A 25,167-nucleotide genomic window follows, 5' to 3' on the forward strand; every position below is an offset into this window, starting at 1 on the left:
CGTGCTCCTTAAGCGGTGGCGCGGCGCGCCGCGGCCTGAGTGATCCGGTCGAACATGACTCCGAGAAGGACGATGGCCAGACCCGCGGCAAGCCCCTTCCCGTACAGCTCCCCCCGTGAGAATCCGGCCACGACGTCGTAGCCGAGGGCGCCCGCACCTACCAGGCCGCCCACAACAACCATCGACAGCACGTAGATCAGGCCCTGGTTGGTCGCAAGCGTCAGGGCGCTGCGTGACATCGGCAGTTGAACCTTGGTGATGATCTGCCAGGTGTTGCACCCGGCGGAGGTCGCCGCCTCCACGGTGGTCTCGGGCACCGCCCGGATCCCGTCGGCGATGATCTTCATGGCGACGGGCGCCCCGTAGACGATCGCGGCGACGATGGCCGTGAAGCGGGTGGCGCCGAACAGCGCGAGGAACGGCACGAGATAGACGAACGGCGGCATGACCTGGGCCGCGTCCAATGTGGGCCGGATCATGCGGTCGGCCATCATGCTGCGGCCCATCCACACCCCGAAGACGATGCCGAGGATCATCACGAGCACCGTCGCGACGAGCGTCGAGGCCATCGTCGTCATGGCGTCCGACCACACACCGGTGGCGACCAGCAGGCCCACGCACACGGCCGTGGTGACTCCGGACCTCCAGCCGCCGAGGACCACGGCGAGCGCGACCAGCACCGCGCCGACGAGCCACCACGGGGAGTCGGTGAGCAGTGTCTGGAACGGGTTGAGCAGGCCGTTGGTGATGGTGTCGCGGAAGGCGTTGGTCAGGCCCGACAGGTTGTCCTGCACCCAGTTGGCCGCGGTGTCCGTCGCGCTCGCGATATGACTCCCGACGGCGCCGTCACCGGGGAAGTCGGCCGCCCAGAGGTAGGTGTGCGACAGGTAGATCAGGACCGCCGTGACCACGGCGCCGGTGCCGAGCAGCGGCCGCCGCCACCTCTCGAAGCGGTTCTTGGAGTTGCGTGCGTGCTCCTCGCGCGCGCTGGCCGCGGTGGTGACCCGGTCCAGGACGATCGCCATGATCACGATGGCGAGGCCGGCGTTGAAGGCGGTGCCGACGTCGAGCGACTGCAGTGCCTGCAGGACGTTCACGCCGAGGCCCGGTGCGTTGATCAGGGCCGCGATGGTCACCATGGCCAGGGCGGCCATGATGGTCTGGTTGACGCCCATGACCACGGTCCGCTTGGACATCGGCAGCAGGACCTTGAGCAACGACTGGCGTCGGGTGGCGCCCAGGGAGTCGGCCGCCTCGACCGTCGTCTTCGACACGTTGCGGATGGCGTGCGCGGTGATGCGGATCGTCGGTGGGGCCGCGTAGATCACGGTGGCGATCGTGGCGGAGGCACCGCCGATGAGGAAGAACAGGGTCAGCGGCGCCAGGTAGACGAACGTCGGCATCGTCTGCATGAAGTCCAGGAAGGGCGTCATGAACCGGTTGAACCGGTCCGAGAGACCGGCCCACACCCCGAGCGGGATCGCGAACAGCAGCGCCACGAACACCGCGCACAGGATGAGCGCCAGGGTGTCCATGCTCTCCTGCCACAGGCCCTGCAGCCCGAAGAAGGTGAAGCCGGCCACGGCCAGCAGGGCGACCTTCCAGTTGCCCACGGCCCAGGACACGAATCCGGCGAGGCCCACGACTCCGAGCCAGCCGATCTCCGGGACAGGGCGGGCGCCGGACGGCTGCGAGATCAGGTGCTGGACGAAGGTCACCAGGTTGTCGATGACCAGCCGGATCTCGTTGAAGAAGTACAGGAAGAGCGGGTTGGAGTTGCGGTTGGCCCCGATGGAGTCGTTGAAGTCGTTGATCCACCGGTGCAGGTCGGTCAGATCGGCCACCGCCAGGGACAGGGTCTGCCGGCCGCGCAGGACGGCGAACAGCACCAGCCACACGACGAGGATCGCGCCGATCACCATGGGCCGGCTGACCTTGCGGGCGGCCCTGGCGGGCGCGGCCGGTTCGACGGCCTCCGTCTTCTCGGGTTTCTCCATGGCGACGGTCATCACGCGCCGCCTTCCCCGGCGACCACCGCGAGGATCTCCTCGTCGCCGACGATGCCGAGCAGCTTGCCGTTCTCGACGACCTTGACCGGCTTGTCGGCTGCCAGGACGGCCCGGGTGGCCTCCTTCACCACGACGTCCGGGCCCAGCTCGGGGCCGTCCAGCTCGTCGCCGTCCTCCAGCTCGCGCATGATCCACCGCAGGGTGAGCACGTCGCCCCGCGGCACGTCCTTCACGAACTCGCGTACGTAGTCGTCGGCGGGCGCGCCCACGAGCTCGTCGCCGGTGCCGCACTGGACCATCTTGCCGTCGCGCATGATGAGGATGCGGTCGCCCAGCTTGAGCGCCTCGGAGAGGTCGTGGGTGATGAACACCATCGTCTTGCCGACCTCGTGGTGCAGCCGGATGACCTCGTTCTGCATGTCCCGGCGGATCAGCGGGTCGAGCGCGGAGAACGGCTCGTCGAAGAAGAGGACGTCCGGGTCTCCGGCCAACGCCCGTGCGAGACCCACGCGTTGCTGCATACCGCCGGAGAGCTGGTCGGGGTAGGAGTTCTCGTAGCCGGAGAGACCGACCAGTTCGACGACCTCCAGGGCCCGCCTGGTGCGTTCGGCCCTGCTCATGCCGCGGATCTCCAGGCCGAAGCCGACGTTGTCGACGACCCGGCGGTGGGGCAGCAGCCCGAAGTGCTGGAAGACCATGGAGAACTTGCGGCGGCGCAGCTCACGCAGGGTCTTGTCGTCCACGCCGCGGATGTCCTGGCCCTCGAAGACGATCTCGCCCGCCGTGGGTTCGATCAGCCGGGTCAGACATCGCACCAGCGTGGACTTGCCTGAGCCGGACAGGCCCATGACGACGAAGACCTCGCCGGGCGAGACGTCGAAGCTGACGTCGCGCACGGCGGCGGTACATCCCGTGCGGTCCATGAGCTCGCGGCGGGAAAGCCCGCACAGCTCCTCGGACTCCGGCACCCGGTCGGCCTTCGGCCCGAACACCTTCCACAGCCTGCGCACGGATATGACCGGAGTCCCCTCCGAGTCCTTGGGCGTGCCGCGCCGTTGCGCCACCTCGGTCTGTGTTGGGGTCACGATCGACCTCTTTTCGGCGTTCAGCCGCGGAACCAGCGCTGCGGCCGGGGTTGGATGTTCTGCCAGATGTGCTTGGGCTCCCGGTACTCGTCCAGGCCGGACGGTCCCAGTTCCCGGCCCACGCCCGAGTGTCCGAAGCCACCCCATTCCGCCTGGGGCACATAGGGGTGGTAGTCGTTGATCCACACCGTGCCGTGGCGCAGCCGCCGGGCGACCCGCTGGGCCTTGCCGGCGTCCTGCGTCCAGACGGCACCGGCGAGTCCGTACTCGGTGTCGTTGGCGATGCGTACGGCGTCGTCCTCGTCGGTGAAGCGTTCGATGGTCAGCACGGGCCCGAAGGACTCCTCGTGCACCACCCGCATGTCCTGGGTGCACTCGTCGAGGACGGTCGGCGGGTAGTAGTGGCCGTTCGCGAGGGCGGGGTCGTCGGGCCGCTGCCCGCCGCAGCGCAGCACGGCGCCCTCGGCGAGCCCGGCCGCGACATACGCCTCGACCTTCGCCAGGTGCTGGGCGGAGATCAGCGCTCCGGTCTCGGCCTCGGGGTCGAAGGGCCCGCCGAGCCGGATCTGCCGGGCGCGGCGGACGACCTCGTCGACAAGGCGGTCGTGCAGCGAGTCCTCGACGATCAGCCGGGCACCCGCCGAGCAGACCTGCCCGGAGTGCAGGAAGACGGCCGTGAGCGCGAAGTCCACGGCCGTCTCGAAGTCGGCGTCGGCGAAGACGACGTTGGGGTTCTTGCCGCCGAGTTCCAGGGCCACCTTCTTCACGGTGGCGGCCGCGGTGGCCATGATGCGTTTGCCGGTCTCCAGGCCTCCGGTGAAGGAGACCATGTCGACGGCCGGGTCCTCGGAGAGCGGGGCGCCCACCTCCGGCCCGGTACCCAGGACCAGGTTGGCGGCGCCGGCCGGGAGCCCGGCCTCCTCCAGTGCCTTCATCAGCAGGATCGAGGTGGAGGGCGTGAGCTCGCTGGGCTTGAGGACGATGGTGTTGCCGGCGAGGAGAGCCGGGGCGACCTTCCAGCTGGCCTGCAGCAGCGGGTAGTTCCAGGGGGTGATCAGTCCGCACACGCCGATCGGCTCGTACACGACGCGGCTGACGGCGTCGTCGCGGCCGGTGTCGATCACCCGGCCGGCGTCGGTGCCGCCGATCCCGCCGTAGTAGCGGAAGCAGGAGACGACATCGGCGATGTCGTACTCGCTCTCCACCAGTCGCTTTCCGGTGTCCAGCGATTCGGCGCGCGCGAACTCCTTGGCGTCGCGCTCCAGGATGTCGGCGGTGCGCAGCAGCAGGGCGCCGCGCTCACGCTCGGGGGTGCGGGGCCAGGGTCCCTCGTCGAAGGCTCGGCGGGCCGCGGCGATCGCCGCCTCCGTGTCGGGGCGCGTGCCCTCCGCCACGGTCGCCACGAGGGCGCCGTCAGCGGGACAGCGGATCTCACGGTGACCGCCGGCCACCGGCTCCCGCCATTCTCCGCCAACATACAGGTCTGCCACGAGCCAAGCCTTTCAACAGAATTCGTTGCGCATCGTGCATCCAATTGCTTGTGGTGGAACACCCTGGCGAATGTCCAGACACACGTCAAGTAGTTGGCGTATGACGATTTGACTGTGCGACCTGTTGCCCGGCCCCCCTTGACCGCAAGCGGGCGCCGAGCGGACCATGTTGCGTATCGCTCACCTTGTTGTGCAATACGCACCGACGGAGGCCGACGTGTCCCCCAAGTCCCCTCGATCGCAACCCGGCCGCGAGTACGTCCTCACTCTCTCCTGTCCCGACAGTGCGGGACTGGTCCATGCCGTGAGCGGCTTTCTCGTCAGGAACTCCGGCAACATCCTCGAAAGCCAGCAGTTCGACGATCGTCTTCAGGACCGTTTCTTCATGAGGGTCCATTTCGAGGTTTCCGATCCGAACGCCGGTCTGCAAACACTGCGTTACCGGTTCGGCCCCGTCGCCGAGGCCTACCGGATCTCCTGGAGCCTGCGGGACGCCTCGACCCCGACCCGGACGCTGATCATGGTGTCCAAGTTCGGCCATTGCCTCAACGACCTGCTCTTCCGCCGGCGCACCGGCGCCCTCAACATCGAGATCCCGGCGATCGTCTCCAACCACCGGGACTTCGAGAGCCTGGCGGACACCTACGGCATCCCCTTCCACCACGTCCCGGTCACCAGGGACACCAAGGCCGAGGCCGAGGCGCGGCTGCTGGAGCTGGTACAGGAACTGGACGTCGACCTGGTGGTCCTTGCCCGCTACATGCAGATCCTCTCCGACGACCTGTGCAAGCAGCTCGAAGGCCGTGCCATCAACATCCACCACTCCTTCCTGCCCAGCTTCAAGGGCGCCCGCCCGTACGACCAGGCCTACGCCCGCGGGGTGAAGCTCGTCGGGGCGACGGCGCACTATGTGACGCCTGACCTGGACGAGGGCCAGATCATCGAGCAGGACGTGGTCCGCGTCGACCACTCGCTCGACCCGGGTGAACTGGTCACGGTCGGCCGGGACGTGGAGGCGCAGGTGCTGGCCCACGCGGTGAAGTGGCACAGCGAGAGCCGGGTGATGGTGGAGGGCAACCGTACGGTGGTCTTCCGCTGAACGGCACGGCATCGGTGGGCGGCCCGGATCTCCGGCCCGCCCACCGATGTCGTATACGGCCTTCAGCCGCTCGGCCCCGCAGGCGCTCGGTCCCGCAGCCGGTCAGCCGCTCAGCCGCTCAGCCGGTCCAGCAGCGCCCGCCTCCACCGTTCGGTCTCGGCGATCTGGTTGAACGTGAACAGGTGCAGGCCGGCCACCCCCGCCGACGGCGCGGTGAGCGCCGCTTCCGTACGGGCCAGGAGCTTGTGGGGCGAGTAGCCGCCGGGCGCCGCGAACCGCAGGAACCACGACGGGTGCCTGGCCAGGAAGCGCGTGGACTCCCCCACGCCGATCTTCGTCGCCATCGCGAGCAGTTTCGCCCGTTGCACGGGGCCCGCGACACCCAGGTACACGGGCAGGGTGACGTGCCGGCGTCGTATACGAGCGAGCCACTCCCCCAGCACGCGCGCGTCGAAGCAGAGGTTGCTCACGATGTACGCGGCGTGCTCGCGCTTGTCCCACATCGCCTGGACGGTGACGTCGTCGTGGAGGAGGGGATGGCTCTCGGGATAGCCGGTGATGCCGACGCGGCCGAACGGACTGCCCATTTCGCTCAGTCTGCGCAGCACCGGCAGAGCGCCGTCGTAGACCCCGGCCGGCGGATCCGCGTCGCCCGCCGGGACGAAGACGTCGTCCACGCCCACCTCAAGAAGCCGGTCGACGACGTCCTTCAGGTGTGCGTCGTCGCGCAGCAGCCGCGCGGGCACGTGCGGGACGACGCGGTAACCGCGCGCCGCGAGCCGGGTGGTGAGGTCGAGGGTCGGTTCCAGGCCCTTGACCGGCGACGCCGTGACGGTGACCGGGACGTCGTGCGGGACATGGGCGAGGACCTTGTCCTCGGTCGCCTTCGAGGGGAGCACTTCGTAGCGGACGCTGTCGAGCAGCGCCCTGAGTCCTTCGGTCGCCACGCTCTACCCGGTCTGCTTCTGGGCGTCACGGTGGCGGTAGTACGCGGCCTTGGAGGCGGGCAGCGGCTCCTTGCCGAGGATCAGGTCGGCGGCCTTCTCGGCGATCATCATCACCGGTGCGTAGATGTTGCCGTTGGTGACGTAGGGCATCACGGACGCGTCGACCACGCGCAGGCCTTCCACGCCGTGCACGCGCATGCTGGCCGGGTCGACGACAGCCATCTCGTCGGTGCCCATCTTGCAGGTGCAGGACGGGTGCAGGGCGGTCTCGCCGTCCTTGGCGACCCAGGCGAGGATCTCCTCGTCGGTCTCCACGGACGGGCCGGGCGAGACCTCGCCGTCGTTGTAGGGGGCGAGCGCGGGCTGGTTCAGGAGCCTGCGCGCGACGCGGACGGCCTCGACCCACTCGCGGCGGTCCTGCTCGGTGGAGAGGTAGTTGAAGCGCAGCGCCGGGTGCTCGTTCGGGTCCTTGCTCTTGATCTTCACCGAGCCGATGGCGTCGGAGTACATGGGCCCGACGTGGACCTGGTAGCCGTGGCCGCCGGCCGGCACGGAGCCGTCGTAGCGGACCGCGATCGGCAGGAAGTGGAACATCAGGTTGGGGTAGTCGACGTCCTCGTTGCTGCGGGCGAACCCGCCGGCCTCGAAGTGGTTGGTCGCCGCCGGGCCCTTTCTGAACAGCCACTGCAGGCCGATGAAGGGCGCCCGCCACTTCGCCAGATACGGCTGCATGGAGACGGGCTGCTTGCAGGCGTACTGGATGTACACCTCCAGGTGGTCCTGCATGTTCTCGCCGACGCCCGGCAGGTCGTGGACGACGTCGATGCCGAGGGCGCGCAGCTCCTCGGCGTTGCCGACGCCGGAGAGCTGCAGCAGCTGCGGGGAGTTGATCGCGCCGCCGCAGAGGATGACCTCCTTGGCGCGGACCTGCTGGAGCGCGCCCCTGCCGCGCCGGTACTCGACGCCGACGGCACGCTTGCCCTCGAAGAGGACGCGGGTGACGAGGGCGCGGGTCCTGACCGTGAGGTTGGGACGCTTCTTCGCCGCCTTGAGGTAGGCCTTCGAGGCCGACAGCCGGCGTCCGCGGTGGACGTTGCGGTCGAACTGGGCGAAGCCCTCCTGGCGGTAGCCGTTGACGTCGTCCGTCGGCGCGTAACCCGCTTCCTCGGTGGCCTTGAGGAAGGCGCCGAAGAGCGGGTTGGTGGCCGGGCCGCGTTCGAGGACGAGGGGGCCGTCGTGGCCGCGGAACTCGTCGTCCGGGTCGGCCGCGAGACAGTTCTCCATGCGGCGGAAGTAGGGCAGACAGTGCGCGTAGTCCCAGGTCTCCATGCCGGCGTCGGCGGCCCAGCGCTCGTAGTCCATGGGGTTGCCGCGCTGGAAGATCATGCCGTTGATGCTGCTGGAGCCGCCCAGCACCTTCCCGCGGGCGTGATAGACGCGCCGGCCGCCCATGTGGGGCTCGGGCTCGGACTCGTACTTCCAGTCGTAGAACCGGCTGCCGATGGGATACGTCAGCGCCGCGGGCATGTGGATGAAGACGTCCCACGGGTAGTCGGACCGGCCTGCCTCCAGGACCAGCACCCGGTTGGCCGGGTCCGCCGAGAGCCTGTTCGCCAGCGCACTGCCGGCCGAACCGCCGCCGACGATGACGAAGTCGTATTGCAGGGGAGCCATGGTGCCTCGTCTCGCTCGCGCCGTAGATACGCGACGCATGCTAGTACCCGTAGCGCTATGCGCACTAGGTTGCGAGCCACGCAACTTGCGGGGCGCAGACGCACAAGGCCACGGCGTGTGCCGTGGCCTTGCCCACTTCCGTCCGGTCGGTCGGGGTGCGCGTCGCGGTCAGGCGCCCACGAGTTTCTCGAAGAAGAACTCGTGCTTGAGGAACGACGTCTCGTGTTCCGCCCCCGGGTACGGCGGGATGAGCTGGGCGGCCTGGATGAGACGCCAGCCGTCCTCCAGCGCGGAGACGCCCGTCTCGTACGGCGGCTCATCGCTGTCGCCGGTGGTGGGGCGGGTGGTGCCGGTGCCGTCGTAACGGGCCCATCCGACGACCGGGGAGTCGAGGGCGGACGTGTTCAGGTACAGGACGAGGACCTGCTGCCGCACGGTGTTCGAAGTGGTCACGCCTTGCTCCTCTGCGCGGGTCGGTTGGAGATTCGGGTGGCCCAGTACTCGATGTCGAAGTCGGGGTCGGCGGACAGCGAGCGCCAGAGCTTGATCCTGTTGTGGACCTCCAGCCGGCCGGTGGCTCCTTCGTACCAGGGGAAGGTGCGCGCCAACTCCTCACTCGCAGCCGGGTCGTGCAGGTCCGCCGTGTCCCAGAGCCGCACCTGCGGCACGGTCGGGTTGAAGCGGATCTTGTACATGTGGCGGACGATGTCGCTGTCGTTGCGCCGTCCTCCGTGCCAGATGCCGTGGTGGAGCAGCATGACCGTGCCGGCCGGGCACGTCAGCCGGGTCTGGCCGCGCAGGTTCTGGTAGCGGCCGGTGTCGGTCTCGTTGATCCGGCGCAGATGACTGCCCGGGACGACCAGCGTGCCGCCCATGTCCGCGGTGACCTCCTGCGGGTAGTACATGAGCTGCACGTCGAAGGCGTCGGGCCGCAGGTCGATGATCGCGTCGGCGTGCAGCGGCTGCGCGCTGCCCTCGCGCGGTGCGCGGGTGTGCACGAAGTGATGGTCGACGGTCGGATCCGGGCCCACCAGGCTCTCCAACGCGCCTGCGACGGCGGGGAGTTCGACGAGCCGTCGGGCGAAGGACCCCTCGGGGAACGCCTTCGGCACAGGGGTGCCGTAGGGCACGGAGGGCAGTCCCTCGGCGAAGACGCCGAGCGCCTCCTCGTTGAGGTGCTGGGGCACGATGCCGTCGAGGCGCAGGAAACCATGTGCCACGAACCGCGCCACCTGTGCGGAGCTGAGCAGTTGCTGTGTGGTTGGCATACGGCAACCGTAGGAAGAGACGCTTCCGATGTCGTGGGCTGTAATCAGCGAGCACTGGTAATTTTCCACCATGACGCACACGGTGGAGCTGGCGCTCGACCTGCCTCCGCAGGTGGAGAACTCGGGCGTGGGCGTCCACGGACACGCCGGCCCGCACGACGTGTTCCGACTGCCGCGGCTGTGGCAGCTCCATCTCTACGGCTACTCGGGCACCCTGGAGTTCGGCGGCTTTCGGCATCCGATCCGCCCCGGGCACGTGAGCCTCGTGCCGCCCGGCGCAGAAGTGCACTTCCACTACGACACCTCGCCCAGCCAACACCTGTACGCCCACTTCCGGCTGCCGGGCGAGGGCGAGCGGCACCGCGTCCCGGTCATGCAGGACGCCGGCCCGGACGCCGCGATGCTCACCACTCTGCTGCGCCAGACGGTCGCGGCCGGACCGCAGTCCCCGGCGCGGGCCGCCGCGGAACTGTGGACGGTGCTGTGGCGCACGACCGGCCTGGCCGGTGCCTCCGGGAACCACGAGGGGTCCCGGCACCCCGCCCTGCGCACGGCCATGGTCCACATCGAACAACGCCTGGCCGACCCGCTGAACGTCCCGGACATCGCCCGCGCCGCCGGGATCTCGCACACCCATCTGACGCGGTTGTTCCGCGAGGACACCGGGCTCACGGTCGTCGGCTACATCCGGCGCCGCCGCGTCGAGCGCGCCCGGCACCTCCTGATCGCCTCGACGCTCGCCATCCCGGCGATCGCCGCAACCGTCGGCATCCCCGACCTCCAGGCCTTCAACAAGACGTGCCGCAAGGAACTGGGCGCCTCGCCGCGCGCCGTCAGGCGGACAGGGGCCCCGCGACCCGCTCAGCCCCGGCACTGATGAATCAGCCTCTACCAGGAGAAACGACCTGGTCAGCGTCGCGACGATAAACACGTTGTGCCGTACTGCGCGTATGGTTTCGTTGTGAGCAACCACAGCACGGATACCGAAACGTCAAATTCGCAGGCCGGCGGAGTGCAGTCGGTCGACCGGGCCATCAGCGTCCTCGAGATCCTCGCCCAGCGCGGGGAGGCGGGTGTCAGCGAGGTGGCCGCCGAGATCGATGTTCACAAATCCACCGCGTTCCGCCTGCTCGGCGCCCTGGAGGCGCGCGGCCTGGTGGAGCAGGCGGGTGAGCGTGGCAAGTACCGGCTGGGATTCGGCATCGTCCGCCTGGCCGGCGCGGTCACGGGTCGTATCGACATCACCCAGCAGGGCCGCCCGGTGTGCGAGCGGCTCGCCGAGGAGATCGGCGAGACGGTCAACATCGCGGTGCTGCAGGAGCACTACGCGATCAACCTCTACCAGGTGCGCGGCCCCGGAGCGGTCACCGCGCACAACTGGGTCGGCCAGCTGACCCCGTTGCACGCGACGTCGAGCGGCAAGGTCCTGCTGGCGTACCTGCCGGCCAAGGAGCGCGCCACGCTGCTGTCCGAGGCCGGCCTGAAGAAGGTCACGCCGCACACCATCACCTCGAAGACGAAGCTGGAGAAGAACCTCGCCGAGGTGCGGGAGGCCGGCTACGCCTGGACCAAGGAGGAGCTGGAGATCGGCCTGCACGCCATGGCCGCGCCCGTCCTCGACCCGGACGGCGAGGTCATCGCGGCGGTCACGGCGTCCGGGCCCTCGTACCGGTTCACGCAGGAGCGGATGCGTGAGCTCGCCCCGGTGCTGATCAAGGGTGCCGAGGAGATCAGCCACCGGATGGGCTACCTGGGCTGAGTCACCCCTGGGGAGCACCCAGACGCTCGTTGACCCAGTCGTGGAAGGCGCCTATGTGGTGCTCGCTGGGTACCAGCACACCGCCCTTGGCGTACAGACGCGAGCTCATTCCGGGCTGCGTGCGCTCACAGGCGTCGAAGTCCTGGCGGTTGACCCGGTCGAAGAGCTCCACGGACCGGCTTACGTCCTTGCCGCTGTCGACGACGTGCGGGAGGTAGAGCCAGTCGCACTCGACGATCGTGCGGTCGGCGGCCACCGGGTACATCCGGTGGAAGATCACATGGTCGGGGACGAGGTTGACGAACACCTGCGGCCTGACGGTGATCGCGTAGTAGCGGCGGTCCTGGTCCTCGGCGACACCAGGGATGCGGTCGAGGCCCTCGGAGCCGTCGACGGTGAAGCCCCGGACCTCCTCGCCGAACTCGGCGCCGTGCCCGACGTAGTACTGGGCCGCGTACCCGTCGGCGAACTCGGGGAGCACCTCGGTGAGTTCGGGGTGAATCGTGGCGCAGTGGTAGCACTCCATGAAGTTCTCGATGATCAACTTCCAGTTCGCCCTGACGTCGTAGACGATCCGCCTGCCGAGGGAGAGGTCCTCGATGCCGTAGCGCTCGATCGACTCGACGTCGCCGAGACGGGCCACGACCTCGCCGATGATTTCGTCCTCGAAGGAGGGCGGGTTCTCCGCCAGGCAGACCCAGACATAGCCGAGCCACTCGCGCACGGCCACGCTCACCAGGCCGTACTCGGTGCGGCCGACGTCGGGCATCTTGGTGAGGTTGGGCGCCGCGACCAGCTTGCCGTTCAGGTCGTACGTCCAGGCGTGGTAGGGGCACTGGAAGGCCCGCTTGACCTCGCCGCTCTCCTCGGTGCAGAGCTTGGCACCGCGATGCCGGCAGACGTTGAAGTACGCACGGATCGAGGAGTCACGCGATCGGGTGACGATGATGCTCTCGCGGCCCACGTCGACGGTGCGGAAGGCGCCGGGCTTCGCGAGCTCGGAGGCGCGCGCGACACAGAACCACATGGTCTCGAAGATGCGCTCCTGCTCCTGCGCGAAGATCCCGGGATCGGTGTAGGAGGAGCCGGGGAGGGTGGCGATCAGGCTGTCCGGCAGGCTGGTCGAGGTCACGGTGCACTCCTCGGGAAACGTCATGGAGGGGTCATTCACGCGCCGGGAAGATCGACTCCGGACGGTGTTGTGTATTGAGCAACGCTGCGTGCCATGTGCAACGGCAGCATGGGATGCCGCCGGGGTGGTGTCAAGAGAGGGCGGCGAGCTGCTTGCGCCAGCGCGTGAACAGCCGGGGCTGGTTCATCCCGAGCACGGCGACCGGGGTGCCGGCTCGCCGGTAGACGGCCAGGACGTCGCGGTCGTCCGCGGCGCCTTCCTCCACGGTCACGCTGTCCGCGCCGGCCGCGTGCCCGGCGAACTGGATCTTCACGCCGTACTGGTCCGACCAGAAGTACGGGGGCCGGGGCACACCCGGTTCCACCGCGCCGCCGGCCAGCAGCGTGGCGATGGCGGCGTCGGGACGCTCCCGGGCACCGGTCCAGTGCTCCACGCGGCGATGGGCACCCGCGCGGGGGTCGTACCAGTTGGCGCAGTCGCCGACCGCGACCACGCCGGCCAGGCCGGTACGGCCGTCAGCGCCGCACTTCACGCCGTTGTCGAGCACGATGCCCGAATCTTCCAGCCACTCGACGCACGGACGCGCACCGACGCCGACGACGACGATGTCCGCGGGCACACTGCGACCGTCCTCCAGCAGAACGGCCTCGACCTCCCGCTCCCCGCCGAGCCCCTTGACGCCGACCCCGCACAACAGCCGTACGCCGTGGTCCGCGTGGAGCCCGGAGACGACGGCGCCCATGGTCTCGCCGAGCGGTCCGGCGAGCGGCGTCGGGGCCGCTTCGATCACCGTCACGTCGAGTCCGAGAGCGTAGGCGGTGGAGGCGACCTCGGCGCCGATGAAGCCGCCGCCGATCACGACCAGCCGTCCGCCGCGGGCCAGTTCGTCCCGCAGGGCCCGGGCGTCGTCCAGGGTGCGCAGGGTGTGCACTCCGGCGAGGCCCTCGGCGCCCGGCAGACCGCGCGCGGCGGCTCCGGTGGCGATGACGATGCCGTCGGCGCGGACCTCGCCACCGGAGGAGAGCCGGACCGCGCGACGGGCCCGGTCCAGTCCGGTGGCGCGGGCGCCGAGCAACCACTCCGCCCGCAGGTCCTCGTCGTCCGTCTCCAGCACGAGTTCCGCCTCGCCGATCGTGCCGGCCAGGAACTCCTTGGACAACGGCGGCCTGTCGTACGGGCGGTGGAGCTCGTCGCCGATGACGACGAGCCGCCCGTCGTAGCCCTGCCTGCGCAGTGAGCGCGCCGCCGACAGACCGGCCAGCGACGCGCCGACCACGGCGACGGTCCTCACGCGGGACCCCCGGCGAGCCGGGCGGCGACGCAGGGCGGCAGGTTGGGGGCGTCCGTGGACACCCGGACGTAGATCATGCCGTCCTCGACCGCGACCTCGTGCGTCCGGACCGGAAGCTTGGCCGGCGGAGAGTCCACCGCACCGGTCCTCAGGTCGAACTTCGAGGCGTGCAGCGGGCATTCGACCTCGCAGCCCTCCAGCCAGCCGTCGGCGAGCGAGGCGTCCTGGTGGGTGCACGTGTCGTCGATGGCGAAGACCTCGCCGTCATCGGTATGGAACACCGAGACCGGCGGATCGATGTCGAGCCGGAAGGCCTCACCTCGCGGGAGATCCGCGAGTCGGCACGCGGGAATCATCATGACACCTCGGTGCGTATAGCGAAACGGATTGCGGTAAGCGCAACGCCAGTTTGAGGGCCGCTCCGAACCGTTGTCAAGGCGTCAAAAGGCCCGGTTCGGGCGGGTCGGCCGCTCGGCCCGCGGGCAGCCCGAAGCGCCCGAACCACCTGCGGAAACAGGCGGAACGGGCGCCACGGAAAGGTCACCCGGGGGCGGTCAGAAACCGCGGTCGATCCACTCCTGCAGGTGCGGGGCCTCGGCGGCGACGGTGGTCGTCCCGCCGTGACCGGTATGGACGACGGTGTCGCCGGGCAGCGTCAGCAGCCGCTCCCTGATCGACTCCACGATGGTCGGGAAGTCGCTGTACGACCGTCCCGTCGCCCCTGGCCCGCCCGCGAAGAGCGTGTCACCGCTGAAGAGTGCCGTGAGGCCCGGCACGTACAGGCAGACCGCGCCCGGGGCGTGACCGGGGGTGTGCAGCACGGTCAGCTCGACGCCGGCCACCGCCAGGAGCTGCCCGTCGGCCAGTTCGCCGTCGGGGTCCCGGTCGGGGTGGGTCTGCTTCCACAGCGGCAGGTCGTCGGGGTGCAGCAGGATCGGTGCGCCGGTGCGGGCGGCCAGTTCGGGTGCGGCGTCGACGTGGTCGTTGTGGGCGTGGGTGCACACGATGGCCCTGAGCCGTCGGCCGCCCACCACTTCGGCGATGGCCTCGGCGTCGTGCGCCGCGTCGACGACGATCACCTCGTGGTCGTCGCCGATGACCCACACGTTGTTGTCGACGTCCCAGGTGCCGCCGTCCAGCGAGAACGTGCCCGAGGTGACGAGGTGTTCGATGCGGGTCCCGGCCATCACAGCACCACCACCGAGCGCAGCACATCCCCGCCGTGCATCCGCTCGAAGGCCTTCTCGACCTCGTCCAGAGCGATGGTCTCGGTGACGAATGCGTCCAGGTCCAGACGACCCTGGAGGTAGAGGTCGATGAGCATCGGGAAGTCGCGGGAGGGCAGGCAGTCGCCGTACCAGGACGACTTCAGCGATCCGCCCCGCCCGAAGACGTCCAGCAGCGGAAGCTCCAGCTTCATCTCCGGGGTCGGCACGCCGACCAGCACGACCGTGCCCGCAAGGTCGCGGGCGTAGAAGGCCTGCTGGTACGTCTCCGGGCGGCCCACCGCCTCGATCACCACGTCCGCGCCGAAGCCACCGGTCAGCTCGCGGATCGCCTCGACCGGGTCGCCCTCGCGCGCGTTGACGGTGTGGGTCGCACCCAGCCTGCTCGCGGTGGCGAGCTTGCGGTCGTCCACGTCCACCGCGATGATCTTCGCGGCGCCGGCCAGGCCGGACCCCACGATCGCGGCATCCCCGACACCACCGCAGCCGATCACCGCGACGCTGTCACCGCGCCCGACGTTGCCGGTGTTGATCGCCGCGCCGATGCCGGCCATCACGCCGCACCCCAGCAGACCGGCCGCCGCCGCCGACGCGGCCCGGTCGACCTTGGTGCACTGCCCGGCCGCGACCAGCGTCTTCTCCGCGAACGCCCCGATGCCCAGCGCCGGGGAGAGCTCGGTGCCGTCCAGCAACGTCATCTTCTGCTTGGCGTTGTGGGTGTTGAAGCAGTACCACGGGCGTCCACGCAGGCAGGTGCGACAATTCCCGCACACCGCACGCCAGTTGAGGATGACGAAGTCCCCTGGCGCCACGTCGGTGACACCCTCGCCCACCGACTCCACGACACCCGCCGCCTCATGCCCCAGCAGGAACGGGAAGTCGTCGTTGATGCCGCCCTCGCGGTAGTGCAGATCGGTGTGGCAGACGCCGCAGGCCTCGACCTTCACCAGCGCCTCACCCGGGCCGGGATCGGGCACGATGATCGTCTCCAGGCTGACGGGGGCGCCCTTGCCCCGCGCGATGACTCCACGGACCTGGTGCGTCATGGCCACTCCTCGACTGAAGTTGCTCAATGCGGCACACATCTCATGTGCCGCAACACAGCATCGTGGAGTGCCGACCGGGGGTCAAGGTCTCGGAAGTGCCGCCCGGCCGGTGGGAGCAGCAGCCGGAGAGACACGTGAGGGACCCCGGTACGGATTTCGTCCGTACCGGGGTCCCTCACGTCCGCGTCAGGCGCAGGCTCAGCCGATCTCGACGAGCAGGTCGCCGCCCTCCACCTGCTGGATGCGGTTGATGGCCAGCCGGGACACCCGGCCCGCCTTCGGGGCGGTGATCGCGGCCTCCATCTTCATCGCCTCGATGGTGGCCACGGTCGCGCCGGCATCCACCTCGTCGCCCTCGGCGACCGCGAGGGTGACCACACCGGCGAACGGCGCGGCGACATGCCCCTGGTTGGCGCGGTCGGCCTTCTCGGTGACCGGGATGTCGGAGGCGGCGGCGGTGTCGCGCACCTGGATCGGCCTCAACTGGCCGTTCAGGGTGGACATCACGGTCCGCAGGCCGCGCTCGTCGGCCTCACCGACGGCCTCCAGCTCGATCAGCAGCCGGACGCCGGGGTCGAGGTCGACGGCGTACTCCTTGCCCGGGCGCAGACCGTAGAAGAAGTCCTTGCTGTCCAGCACGCTGGTGTCGCCGTAGGCCTGGCGGTGTGTCTCGAAGTCGCGGGTCGGGCCGGGGAACAGCAGGCGGTTGAGAGTGGTCCGGGGTTCCTTCGCGAGGCCCGTGCGGTCCTCCGGCGTCAGCTCCTGGACGGGCCTGGGCTCGGCGCGGCCTTCGAGTGCCTTGGTGCGGAAGGGCTCCGGCCAGCCGCCGGGCGGGGTGCCCAGCTCGCCTCGCAGGAAGCCGATGACGGAGTCGGGGATGTCGTAGCGGTTCGGGCTCGCCTCGAAGTCGGCCGGATCCACCCCGGCGCCCACCAGGTGCAGAGCCAGGTCGCCGACCACCTTGGAGGAGGGGGTGACCTTGACCAGGCGGCCCAGCATCCGGTCGGCGGCGGCGTACATCGCCTCGATGTCCTCGAAGCGGTCGCCGAGACCGAGCGCGACGGCCTGGGTGCGCAGGTTGGAGAGCTGGCCGCCGGGGATCTCGTGGTGGTAGACGCGCCCGGTCGGGGAGGCGAGGCCCGCCTCGAAGGGAGCGTAGATGCGGCGGACGCTCTCCCAGTACGGCTCCAGGTCGCCGACGGCCTGGAGGTCGAGGCCGGTGGGCCGCTCGGAGTGGTCGGTCGCGGCGACGATCGCCGACAGCGACGGCTGCGAGGTCGTACCGGCCATGGAGGCGACCGCGCCGTCCACCGCGTCCGCGCCGGCCTGGATCGCGGCGAGGTAGGTGGCGAGCTGGCCGCCCGCGGTGTCATGGGTGTGCAGGTGCACCGGCAGGTCGAACTCGCGGCGCAGCGCGGAGACGAGCGTGGCGGCGGCCGGGGCGCGCAGCAGGCCCGCCATGTCCTTCACCGCCAGGACATGGGCGCCGGCCTCGACGATCTGCTCGGCGAGGCGCAGGTAGTAGTCGAGGGTGTACAGGCGCTCGTTCGGGTCGGACAGGTCGGAGGTGTAGCAGAGGGCGACCTCGGCGATCGCCGTGCCCGTCTCCCGTACGGCCTCGATGGCGGGCCGCATCTGGCCGACGTCGTTGAGCGCGTCGAAGATGCGGAAGATGTCGATGCCGGTGGCGGCGGCCTCCTGCACGAAGGCGTCGGTCACCTCGGTCGGGTACGGGGTGTAGCCGACGGTGTTGCGCCCGCGCAGCAGCATCTGCAGACAGATGTTGGGGACGGCCTCGCGCAGGGCGGCCAGGCGTTCCCAGGGGTCCTCGGCCAGGAAGCGCAGCGCCACGTCGTACGTCGCGCCGCCCCAACACTCCAGGGACAGCAGCTCGGGCAGGGTGCGGGCGACCACGGGGGCGACCGCGAGGAGGTCCTTGGTGCGTACCCGGGTGGCGAGCAGGGACTGGTGGGCGTCGCGGAAGGTGGTGTCGGTGACGCCGATGGTCGGCGACTCGCGCAGCGCGCGGGCGAAGCCCTCCGGGCCGAGTTCGACGAGCTTCTGCCGGGAGCCCGCGGGCGGCTCGCCCGCCGGCAGCGCGGGCAGCTTGGTGCCGGGCTCGATCAGTTCGGGCCGCTCGCCGTGCGGCTTGTTGACCGTCACGTCGGCGAGGTACGTGAGCAGCTTGGTGCCGCGGTCGGCGGAGGAGCGGGAGGTCAGCAGGTGCGGGCGCTGCTCGATGAACGACGTCGTGATCCGGCCGGCCTGGAAGTCGGGGTCGTCCAACACCGCCTGCAGGAAGGGGATGTTGGTGGCCACGCCGCGGATGCGGAACTCGGCCACCGCACGCCGGGCCCGGCCGATCGCGGCCTTGAAGTCCCGGCCCCGGCAGGTGAGTTTGACCAGCATGGAGTCGAAGTGGGCGCTGATCTCCGTACCGGCATGGGTGGTTCCGCCGTCGAGGCGGATGCCCGAGCCACCGGGCGAGCGGTAGGCGCTGATGCGGCCGGTGTCCGGGCGGAAGCCGTTGGCGGGGTCCTCGGTGGTGATACGGCACTGAAGGGCCGCGCCGTGCAGCTTGACCGTGTCCTGGGACAGCCCCAGGTCGGCGAGACTCTCGCCGGAGGCGATACGCAACTGGGCCTGGACGAGGTCGACGTCGGTGACCTCCTCGGTCACCGTGTGCTCGACCTGGATGCGCGGGTTCATCTCGATGAAGACGTGATTGCCGTCGCGGTCGAGGAGGAACTCCACGGTGCCCGCGTTGCGGTAGCCGATCTCGCGGGCGAAGCGCACGGCGTCGGCGCAGATCCGGTCCCGTAGGGCCGGGTCGAGGTTGGGCGCGGGGGCCAGCTCGATGACCTTCTGGTGGCGGCGCTGGAGGGAGCAGTCGCGCTCGAAGAGGTGGATGACGTTGCCCTCGCCGTCGGCGAGGATCTGCACCTCGATGTGGCGGGGGTCGACGACGGCCTTCTCCAGGAAGACGGTGGAATCACCGAACGCGGAGGCGGCCTCGCGGGACGCCGCCTCGATGGACTCGCGCAGCGCGGCCGGGTCCTCGACGCGGCGCATCCCACGCCCGCCGCCACCGGCGACCGCCTTCACGAACAGCGGGAAGCCGATCTCCTCGGCGGCGCGGACGAGTTCGTCGAGGTCGTCGGAGGGGGCCGAGGAGCCGAGCACCGGGACACCGGCCGCGCGGGCGGCGGCCACGGCACGGGCCTTGTTGCCGGTCAGTTCGAGGGTCTGCGCGCTCGGCCCGACGAACGTGATGCCGGCCTCCTCGCAGGCCTTCGCCAGCTCGGGGTTCTCGGACAGGAACCCGTAGCCCGGGTACACCGCGTCCGCGCCCGCCTGCCGCGCGGCACGGACGATCTCCTCCACGGAGAGGTACGCCCGCACCGGATGCCCGGGCTGGCCGATCTCGTAGGCCTCGTCGGCCTTGAGCCGGTGCAACGAGTTGCGGTCCTCGTGCGGGAAGACGGCGACGGTCCTCGCGCCCAGCTCATAGCCGGCGCGAAACGCCCTGATCGCGATCTCACCACGGTTGGCGACCAGCACCTTGCGGAACATCGCCGCTCCCTTCAGCCTGCCGATGACGTCCCCATGGTGTCGGGGACGCCCACGTCACGCCATGTGAGCCGGGCCACTCAGTTCAAGATGTGATCTCGGTTGCCGCCTTTCTGATTGCCTCGCGGATGCGCGGGTAGGTGCCGCAGCGGCACACGTTCTCGATGCCGTCGATGTCCTCGTCGGACGGCTGGGGTGTCTTCTTCAGCAGGGCGGCGGCGGCCATGACCTGGCCGGGCTGGCAGAAGCCGCACTGCGAGACGTCGCACTCCAGCCAGGCCCGCTGCACCGGGTGCAGGGTGTCGCCGTCGGCCAGCCCTTCGATGGTGGTGACCTGGCGGTCGGCGCAGTCGGCGACCTTCACCACACAGGGCTGGATCTCCGCACCGTCGAGATGGCTGGTGCAGGCGCGGCAGACGCCGACGCCGCAGCCGTACTTGGGACCGGTGACGTGCAGCAGGTCGCGCAGCACCCACAGCAGCGGCATGTCGGCCGGGGCCTCGACGGTGACGTGTTCGCCGTTGAGGACGAAGGAGTAGGAGGGCATCAGTACCTTCTCGGAACGTCACAGGACATGAGCGGGTCAGAACATCAGCGGGTCAGAACGTGAGCGGGAAGCGACGCGGTCTGGTGCCGGTCGCCCGTGCGTAGGCGTTGGCCACGGCTCCGGAGGCGGCCGGCACGCCGAGTTCACCGGCGCCGCCCGGCTCACCCCTGGACGGCATGATGTGCGCCTCGAAGTGCAGCGGGGCGTGCCCCTGGCGGGCCCACCGGAAGTCGGCGAAGCTGCCCTCGCGCACGGCACCCCGGTCGATGTGCAGCCCTGCCTGCAGCACCGTGGAGATCCCGTCGATCGCCGTGCCCATGAGCTGGGCCTCCAGACCGCGCGGGTTGATCACCGTGCCGACGTCGGCCGCCATCACCACCTTGGTCACCCGGGGCTTCTTCGGGTCGGTGGCGTCGATCTCGACCAGGCAGGCGACGCAGGACCCGTACTCCTCGTGGACGGCGACGCCCTGCCCGTGCCCGGCCGGCATGGTCCGCCCCCAGGCGCCGGCTGCGGCGACCTTGTCGAGTACGGCCTTGACGGCCTTGTTGCGCAGAGTCGTACGGCGGAAGGCGACCGGATCCCGGCCCAGGCTCCGTGCCACCTCGTCGACCATGATCTCCTGCGCGGTCCGTACCGTCCCGGAGTCCACCGACCGCCAGGCGCCGAGCGGCATCGCGAGTTCGACGCCGCCAGAGTCGCCGGAGACGCGGCCGAAGTTGTAGAGGCCGGACTCGCTGGGCAGCGGAGCGGCGAGCGGGCGACGGAAGGCGGCCCGGCTCGCGGTGGCCTGTCTGCCGTAGGACTCGTTCACGGAGGCCGTGGCATGGGTGAAGGCCACCACTCTGCCGTCGGCGTGGCTGGCGCGGATCCTGTGGTGGTCGGCGGGGCGCATCCTGCCGTGCCGGATGTCGTCGCCCCGGCTCCACATCAGCTTGACCGGCCGGTGTGCCGCCTTCGAGATCAGGGCCGCCTCCATGGCGGCGTCGTGGTTCAGCCGCCGCCCGAAGGATCCCCCGCCCCGGATGACATGGACCTTGACCGCGGACGCGGGCAGTCCGACCGTGGCGGCGATGTCGTCGCGAGCCTCCATCGGTGACTGGGAGGAGAACCAGATCTCGGCCCGGTGCGCCTGCACGTCCGCGATCGCGGTCAGTACCTCCATCGGCGCGTGGCTGACGAATGCGAACTCGAACTCGCCCTCGACCTGTGCCGTTCCGCGTGGCGGGGTACCGAGGTGCGGGACCGCGGCCCGCAGCCGGGCGCGGATGCCGGCGTCGGACAGGGCGGCCAGCGGGCCGGCCGCCCACTTGATCTTCAGGGCGTCCCTGGCCTGGAAGGCGTGGTGGAAGCTCTCGGCCACCACGGCGACCCCGCCCGGGACCCTGACGACGGCGTGCACGCCGGGAAGGGCGCGGGCCGCCCGGTCGTCGACCGAGACGATCCGTCCGCCGAGCGTCGGCGGCCGTGCCACCACGGTCGGCTTCGCCCCGGCCACCGACAGGTCTCCGGTGTACTTCGCTTTGCCGGTGACGATGTCGCGGGCATCGACACGGTTCGTCGGCCGGCCGATCACCTTGTGCCGGGACGCCGGCTTGGGCTTGGCGGACACGGCCGCACGGCGTATGCGGGCGGCGCTCGCGCTGAGGGAGCCGAAGGTGGCGGTGCGGCCGTCCGGGGCGATCACCATCGTGTCCCTGGTGCGCAGGCTCCAGGCGGGCAGGTGCCAGCGCTTCGCGGCGGCGGTGACGAGCCTGGCCCGTGCGGTGGCGGCGAGTTGGCGGGCCGGGCCGTACAGCGAGCCGACCGAGTTCGAACCGCCGGTGTTCTGGTTGCCCTTGGTCCGTGCGTCGGCGAGCGGGATGTCGACGTCGGCGAGGCGGGCGTCCAGCTCCTCGGCGACCATCATCGCGACGGCGGTGGTGATGCCCTGGCCGACCTCGACGCGCGGCAGCCGTACGACGACCTTGTTGGCCGGGGTGACCTCCAGGACGAGCATCTCGTCGTCGGCGCCGGTCACCAGCACGTCTGAGGGGCCGCGTCGGGGCTCCGAACCCTCGGCCGAGGAGGTGTCGCAGGCGAGCGGGGCCGCGATGGTGAGGGTGGACGCGGCCAGCGAGTAGACCATGAACCTTCGGCGGGACACCGCGTGCCGGGGGTTTTCCGCGTCCCGGGCCGGGCCTGTGGCCGCGGACTCTGTACCGTCCACCAACACTCCTCACGGGTCGTCCGGTTGATACGTCAACAGGTATGAGGTGCAAGTGGTCCTGTGGGTTGCCTGAGAACCGGCCGCCGAACAGTTCCGGCCTGTCGCGCGCGGCCTCGCCTCCCGGGCCGCCTGTCCTCCGTAGGCTCTGGATCCGTAGAGGAGCCGTGCGACGGACGTCCCGTCCCCAACCTACGGAGAACCATGGCCGACGCCAGTCCCCAGGCCCGTGCCGTTTCACTGTTGGGCCGCCCCAAGCTGTGGCTCGTGCCCACCGTCCTGACCGGACTGCTCGCCCTGTTGCTGGCCCTGCTCTACATGGGCGGCATCGTCAACCCGCAGGGCAACCTGCACCATCTGCCGATCGCCCTGGTCAACGGCGACACCGGCAAGCCGCCGGCCGGGCAGCGGCAGAACGCGGGCACCCAGCTCGCCGCGGCCATCACGTCCGACAAGGCCGGTGACCAGGCCGACTGGCGCACCCTCAGCCGCGCACAGGCCCAGGACCAGCTCGACTCCGGCAGGGTCTACGGCGCCCTGGTCATCCCGCCCGACTTCACCGCGTCCATCACCGCGCTCACCACCGCCGACGCCACCGCACGGCCGACGCTGACGGTGCTCACCAACCCCGGCAAGGGCAGCCTGGGTTCCTCCCTCACCAGCAAGATCACCACGGCAGCGGCGCACCAGGCCTCGGTAACCATCGGCAAACAGCTCTCCGCGGCCGCGGCGCCCCGGGCGAACGCCACGACCAGGCTGCTGCTCGCCGACCCGATCAACGTCGTCACCCAGGTCGGCCATCCGATCGGCGGCCACAGTGGCCTCGGGCTGAGCGCCTTCTACTACACGTTGCTGCTCGTGCTGGCCGGATTCATGGGCGGGAACGTCATCAGCAACGGCGTCGACACCGCCCTCGGCTACGCCGACACCGAGATCGGCCCCTGGCACACGCGCCGCCCCACCGTGCCGATCAACCGCACGCAGACCCTGCTGCTGAAGATGGCCATGACCGCGGGCATCACTGTCGTCAGCGTGTCCCTGGTCATGCTCGCCACCATCGCCATCCTGGGCATGGACGCCACTCACATCCCGCTGCTGTGGATCTACTCCTACTGCGCGACCCTCGCCGTCGGCCTGGGTGTGCAGGCCATCAACGCGGCCTTCGGCGGGATCGGCCAGCTGGTCTCCATGTTCGTGTTCATCGTCCTGGGCCTGCCGTCCTCGGGCGCCACCGTGCCGCTCCAGGCGGTCCCGGGCTTCTACCGCTTCCTGTCCAATTTCGAGCCGATGCGCCAGCTCAGCGACGGCGTCCGCGCCATCCTCTACTTCGACGCCCGCGGGGACGCCGGCCTGACCCACTCCTGGATCATGATCGCGATCGGTGCGGCCGCGGGCCTGCTCTTCGGCTTCGCGATGACGCGCTACTACGACCGCAAGGGCCACAAACGCCTGACCCCGCAGCCTGCTTGAGGTTCAGCGGTCGGTGCGGGCGGGTGCCGACCAGTCCTCGTCGGTGAGGTCGAGGAGCCGCGCGATCGTGGCGGTGTCCGGCAACGGGCCGTGGTCCCCGGTCACCTTGAGCGCGGACGAGGCCGTGAGGTGGCCGAGGCGCAGGGCACGCCGCATGTCGTGGCCGTCCAGCAGCCCCGCGAGGAAACCGGCGGCGAAGGCGTCGCCCGCGCCGACGGGCTCCACGACTTCCGTACGCAGGGCAGGCACGGTGCACACACCACCGCCGCCGCCACCGCCACCCTCGGCAAAGGCGTGCGCGGCCCGAGCGCCGTCCTTCACCACCAGGATGCGCGGACGCCCCAACAGCCGCCGTACGTCGGCCGGTTCGAGATCCGCGCCCCACAGGTCCTGCGCCTCGTCGAGGCCCACGAAGGCGATGTCGGCTCGGTCGGCCAGCTCGCGCAACACCGTGGCGGCCGTGCCGTCCGGCCACAGCGCGGGGCGGTGGTTGACGTCGAAGCTGATCGCGTACAGGCGTTCGCCACGCGGTGTGCCGAGCGCGCGTTCCACCAGGTCCCGGCAGGACGGGGAGAGCGCGGGGGTCACTCCGGTGAGGTGCACGAGGGCCGCGGACCGCACCCTCGGGTCGTCCAGGACGTCGGGCCCGAGCGCCGAGGCCGCCGAACCGCTCCGGTAGTAGTGGACACGGGTGCGGTCGCGGCCCGGGTCCTTCACCAGCAGTCCCGTGGGCCGCTCGGGGTCGGTCCGTACGCCGGTGACGTCGACGCCCGCAGCACCCACGGCCGCGCACACCCTCCGCCCGAAAGCGTCGTCACCGACGGCCGAGAGCCAGCAGACGGAACGGCCCAGATCCGCCAGATACATGGCCACATTGGATTCCGCCCCGGCGACGGACAACCGCAGTTCCCCGGTGCTGTCGAGGGAGTCGGGCGGGGTGGGCGCAAGGGCCGCCATGGTCTCGCCGACACACACCACGGGCCCCTCGTCGGGGCGCCACATGCTGTTCATGCCGCTCATACCACCACCTCCGGTGACGGGTGGCAGGCGGCCGCCGACGCGGGCGGTCTGCGCTCCGGGAGCGCCCCGAAGGGGCGCGGGCAACTGCGCGACCGGCCACGATGATGACGCAGCCGCCAGATGACCCGACTCGGCAGTTCCAGCGGCGCGTTGGTGCCCGTCCGGTCGGCGACCGGCGCCGCCGCGCACAGAGGGACAGGCAGTCCGGCCGGTTCCTCCGCTGGTGCGGCGGGCAACCAACCCGCGAGAACGTCGACGAGCACCGTCCCGGTGCCGGTCCGGCCCATGCCCTCCCCAGGCCTCTGCCGGTCCGGACGCATGGATTCGC

20 protein-coding genes are annotated in these 25,167 nt (G+C 70.3%); 4 read left to right on the top strand and 16 right to left on the bottom strand.

Features of this window, described 5'->3' with window-relative positions:
• Positions 1–8: 8 nt before the first annotated feature.
• From OG870_RS06740 to OG870_RS06750, 3 genes are read right to left on the bottom strand one after another with little or no spacing between them, the layout of a single operon-like run.
• Positions 9–2,009 (bottom strand): ABC transporter permease, encoded by a 2,001-nt coding sequence (locus OG870_RS06740; RefSeq protein ID WP_266586365.1) that lies wholly within the window; start codon positions 2,007–2,009, stop codon positions 9–11.
• A complete protein-coding gene (locus OG870_RS06745; RefSeq protein WP_266527305.1) occupies positions 2,009–3,094 on the bottom strand; it encodes a quaternary amine ABC transporter ATP-binding protein in 1,086 nt (361 codons plus the stop codon). The genes OG870_RS06740 and OG870_RS06745 overlap by 1 nt, the downstream gene beginning before the upstream one ends.
• A 20-nt stretch (positions 3,095–3,114) precedes the next feature.
• Positions 3,115–4,584 carry an aldehyde dehydrogenase family protein gene (locus OG870_RS06750; protein ID WP_266586363.1) on the bottom strand — a complete coding sequence of 490 codons (1,470 nt, stop codon included), beginning with the start codon at positions 4,582–4,584 and terminating at the stop codon, positions 3,115–3,117.
• Positions 4,585–4,801: 217 nt separating this feature from the next.
• On the opposite strand from OG870_RS06750, the gene purU reads away from it, so the two are divergent.
• Positions 4,802–5,683, top strand: a complete 882-nt coding sequence (gene purU, locus OG870_RS06755) for a formyltetrahydrofolate deformylase (RefSeq protein WP_266527312.1) — start codon at positions 4,802–4,804, stop codon at positions 5,681–5,683.
• 110 nt (positions 5,684–5,793) lie between these two features.
• Here purU and OG870_RS06760 read toward each other — a convergent pair whose 3' ends face one another.
• From OG870_RS06760 to OG870_RS06775, 4 genes are all read right to left on the bottom strand, one after another.
• Positions 5,794–6,630 carry a 5,10-methylenetetrahydrofolate reductase gene (locus OG870_RS06760; RefSeq protein WP_266586361.1) on the bottom strand — a complete coding sequence of 279 codons (837 nt, stop codon included), beginning with the start codon at positions 6,628–6,630 and terminating at the stop codon, positions 5,794–5,796.
• Between the two features lie 3 nt (positions 6,631–6,633).
• On the bottom strand, positions 6,634–8,304 hold the full coding sequence (betA, locus tag OG870_RS06765; RefSeq protein WP_266527316.1) for a choline dehydrogenase: 1,671 nt from the start codon (positions 8,302–8,304) through the stop codon (positions 6,634–6,636).
• Between the two features lie 168 nt (positions 8,305–8,472).
• Complete coding sequence (locus OG870_RS06770) at positions 8,473–8,757, bottom strand: hypothetical protein (protein ID WP_266586359.1); 285 nt, start codon at positions 8,755–8,757, stop codon at positions 8,473–8,475.
• Complete coding sequence (locus tag OG870_RS06775; RefSeq protein ID WP_266527321.1) at positions 8,754–9,572, bottom strand: phytanoyl-CoA dioxygenase family protein; 819 nt, start codon at positions 9,570–9,572, stop codon at positions 8,754–8,756. Before OG870_RS06775 ends, OG870_RS06770 begins: the two co-directional genes overlap by 4 nt.
• 70 nt (positions 9,573–9,642) lie before the next feature.
• On the opposite strand from OG870_RS06775, the gene OG870_RS06780 reads away from it, so the two are divergent.
• Positions 9,643–10,449 (top strand): AraC family transcriptional regulator, encoded by an 807-nt coding sequence (locus tag OG870_RS06780; protein ID WP_266586355.1) that lies wholly within the window; start codon positions 9,643–9,645, stop codon positions 10,447–10,449.
• 135 nt (positions 10,450–10,584) lie between these two features.
• Positions 10,585–11,331, top strand: a complete 747-nt coding sequence (locus OG870_RS06785) for an IclR family transcriptional regulator (protein WP_266586353.1) — start codon at positions 10,585–10,587, stop codon at positions 11,329–11,331.
• A 1-nt stretch (position 11,332) separates the two neighbouring features.
• Here the strand turns inward: OG870_RS06785 and OG870_RS06790 are convergent, their stop codons facing one another.
• The 8 genes from OG870_RS06790 to OG870_RS06825 form a co-directional block, all read right to left on the bottom strand.
• Positions 11,333–12,463 (bottom strand): aromatic ring-hydroxylating oxygenase subunit alpha, encoded by a 1,131-nt coding sequence (locus OG870_RS06790; RefSeq protein ID WP_266586351.1) that lies wholly within the window; start codon positions 12,461–12,463, stop codon positions 11,333–11,335.
• 130 nt (positions 12,464–12,593) lie between these two features.
• Positions 12,594–13,754: an NAD(P)/FAD-dependent oxidoreductase gene (locus tag OG870_RS06795; RefSeq protein WP_266841603.1), complete on the bottom strand. Its 1,161-nt coding sequence runs from the start codon at positions 13,752–13,754 to the stop codon at positions 12,594–12,596.
• Positions 13,751–14,113: a bifunctional 3-phenylpropionate/cinnamic acid dioxygenase ferredoxin subunit gene (locus OG870_RS06800; RefSeq protein ID WP_266586347.1), complete on the bottom strand. Its 363-nt coding sequence runs from the start codon at positions 14,111–14,113 to the stop codon at positions 13,751–13,753. The genes OG870_RS06795 and OG870_RS06800 overlap by 4 nt, the downstream gene beginning before the upstream one ends.
• 195 nt (positions 14,114–14,308) lie before the next feature.
• Positions 14,309–14,941 (bottom strand): MBL fold metallo-hydrolase, encoded by a 633-nt coding sequence (locus tag OG870_RS06805; RefSeq protein ID WP_266527339.1) that lies wholly within the window; start codon positions 14,939–14,941, stop codon positions 14,309–14,311.
• Positions 14,941–16,026: an S-(hydroxymethyl)mycothiol dehydrogenase gene (locus OG870_RS06810; protein WP_266841601.1), complete on the bottom strand. Its 1,086-nt coding sequence runs from the start codon at positions 16,024–16,026 to the stop codon at positions 14,941–14,943. The genes OG870_RS06805 and OG870_RS06810 overlap by 1 nt, the downstream gene beginning before the upstream one ends.
• A gap of 198 nt (positions 16,027–16,224) precedes the next feature.
• Positions 16,225–19,599 carry a pyruvate carboxylase gene (locus tag OG870_RS06815; protein WP_266841599.1) on the bottom strand — a complete coding sequence of 1,125 codons (3,375 nt, stop codon included), beginning with the start codon at positions 19,597–19,599 and terminating at the stop codon, positions 16,225–16,227.
• Positions 19,600–19,681: 82 nt separating this feature from the next.
• Entirely contained in the window at positions 19,682–20,143 is a 462-nt protein-coding gene (locus OG870_RS06820) for a (2Fe-2S)-binding protein (protein ID WP_266586343.1), read from the bottom strand.
• A 52-nt stretch (positions 20,144–20,195) separates the two neighbouring features.
• The gene (locus tag OG870_RS06825) at positions 20,196–22,271 is read right to left on the bottom strand and encodes a xanthine dehydrogenase family protein molybdopterin-binding subunit (RefSeq protein ID WP_327692297.1); all 2,076 of its coding nucleotides are present in this window, start codon (positions 22,269–22,271) and stop codon (positions 20,196–20,198) included.
• Positions 22,272–22,553: 282 nt separating this feature from the next.
• Here OG870_RS06825 and OG870_RS06830 point away from each other — a divergent pair, with 282 nt between their 5' ends.
• Complete coding sequence (locus OG870_RS06830) at positions 22,554–23,819, top strand: YhgE/Pip domain-containing protein (protein ID WP_266841597.1); 1,266 nt, start codon at positions 22,554–22,556, stop codon at positions 23,817–23,819.
• A gap of 3 nt (positions 23,820–23,822) precedes the next feature.
• Here the strand turns inward: OG870_RS06830 and OG870_RS06835 are convergent, their stop codons facing one another.
• Entirely contained in the window at positions 23,823–24,830 is a 1,008-nt protein-coding gene (locus OG870_RS06835) for a sugar kinase (protein ID WP_327692298.1), read from the bottom strand.
• Positions 24,831–25,167 lie beyond the last annotated feature (337 nt).

Source organism: Streptomyces sp. NBC_00461, from assembly GCF_036013935.1.
Taxonomy (GTDB): Bacteria; Actinomycetota; Actinomycetes; order Streptomycetales; family Streptomycetaceae; genus Streptomyces.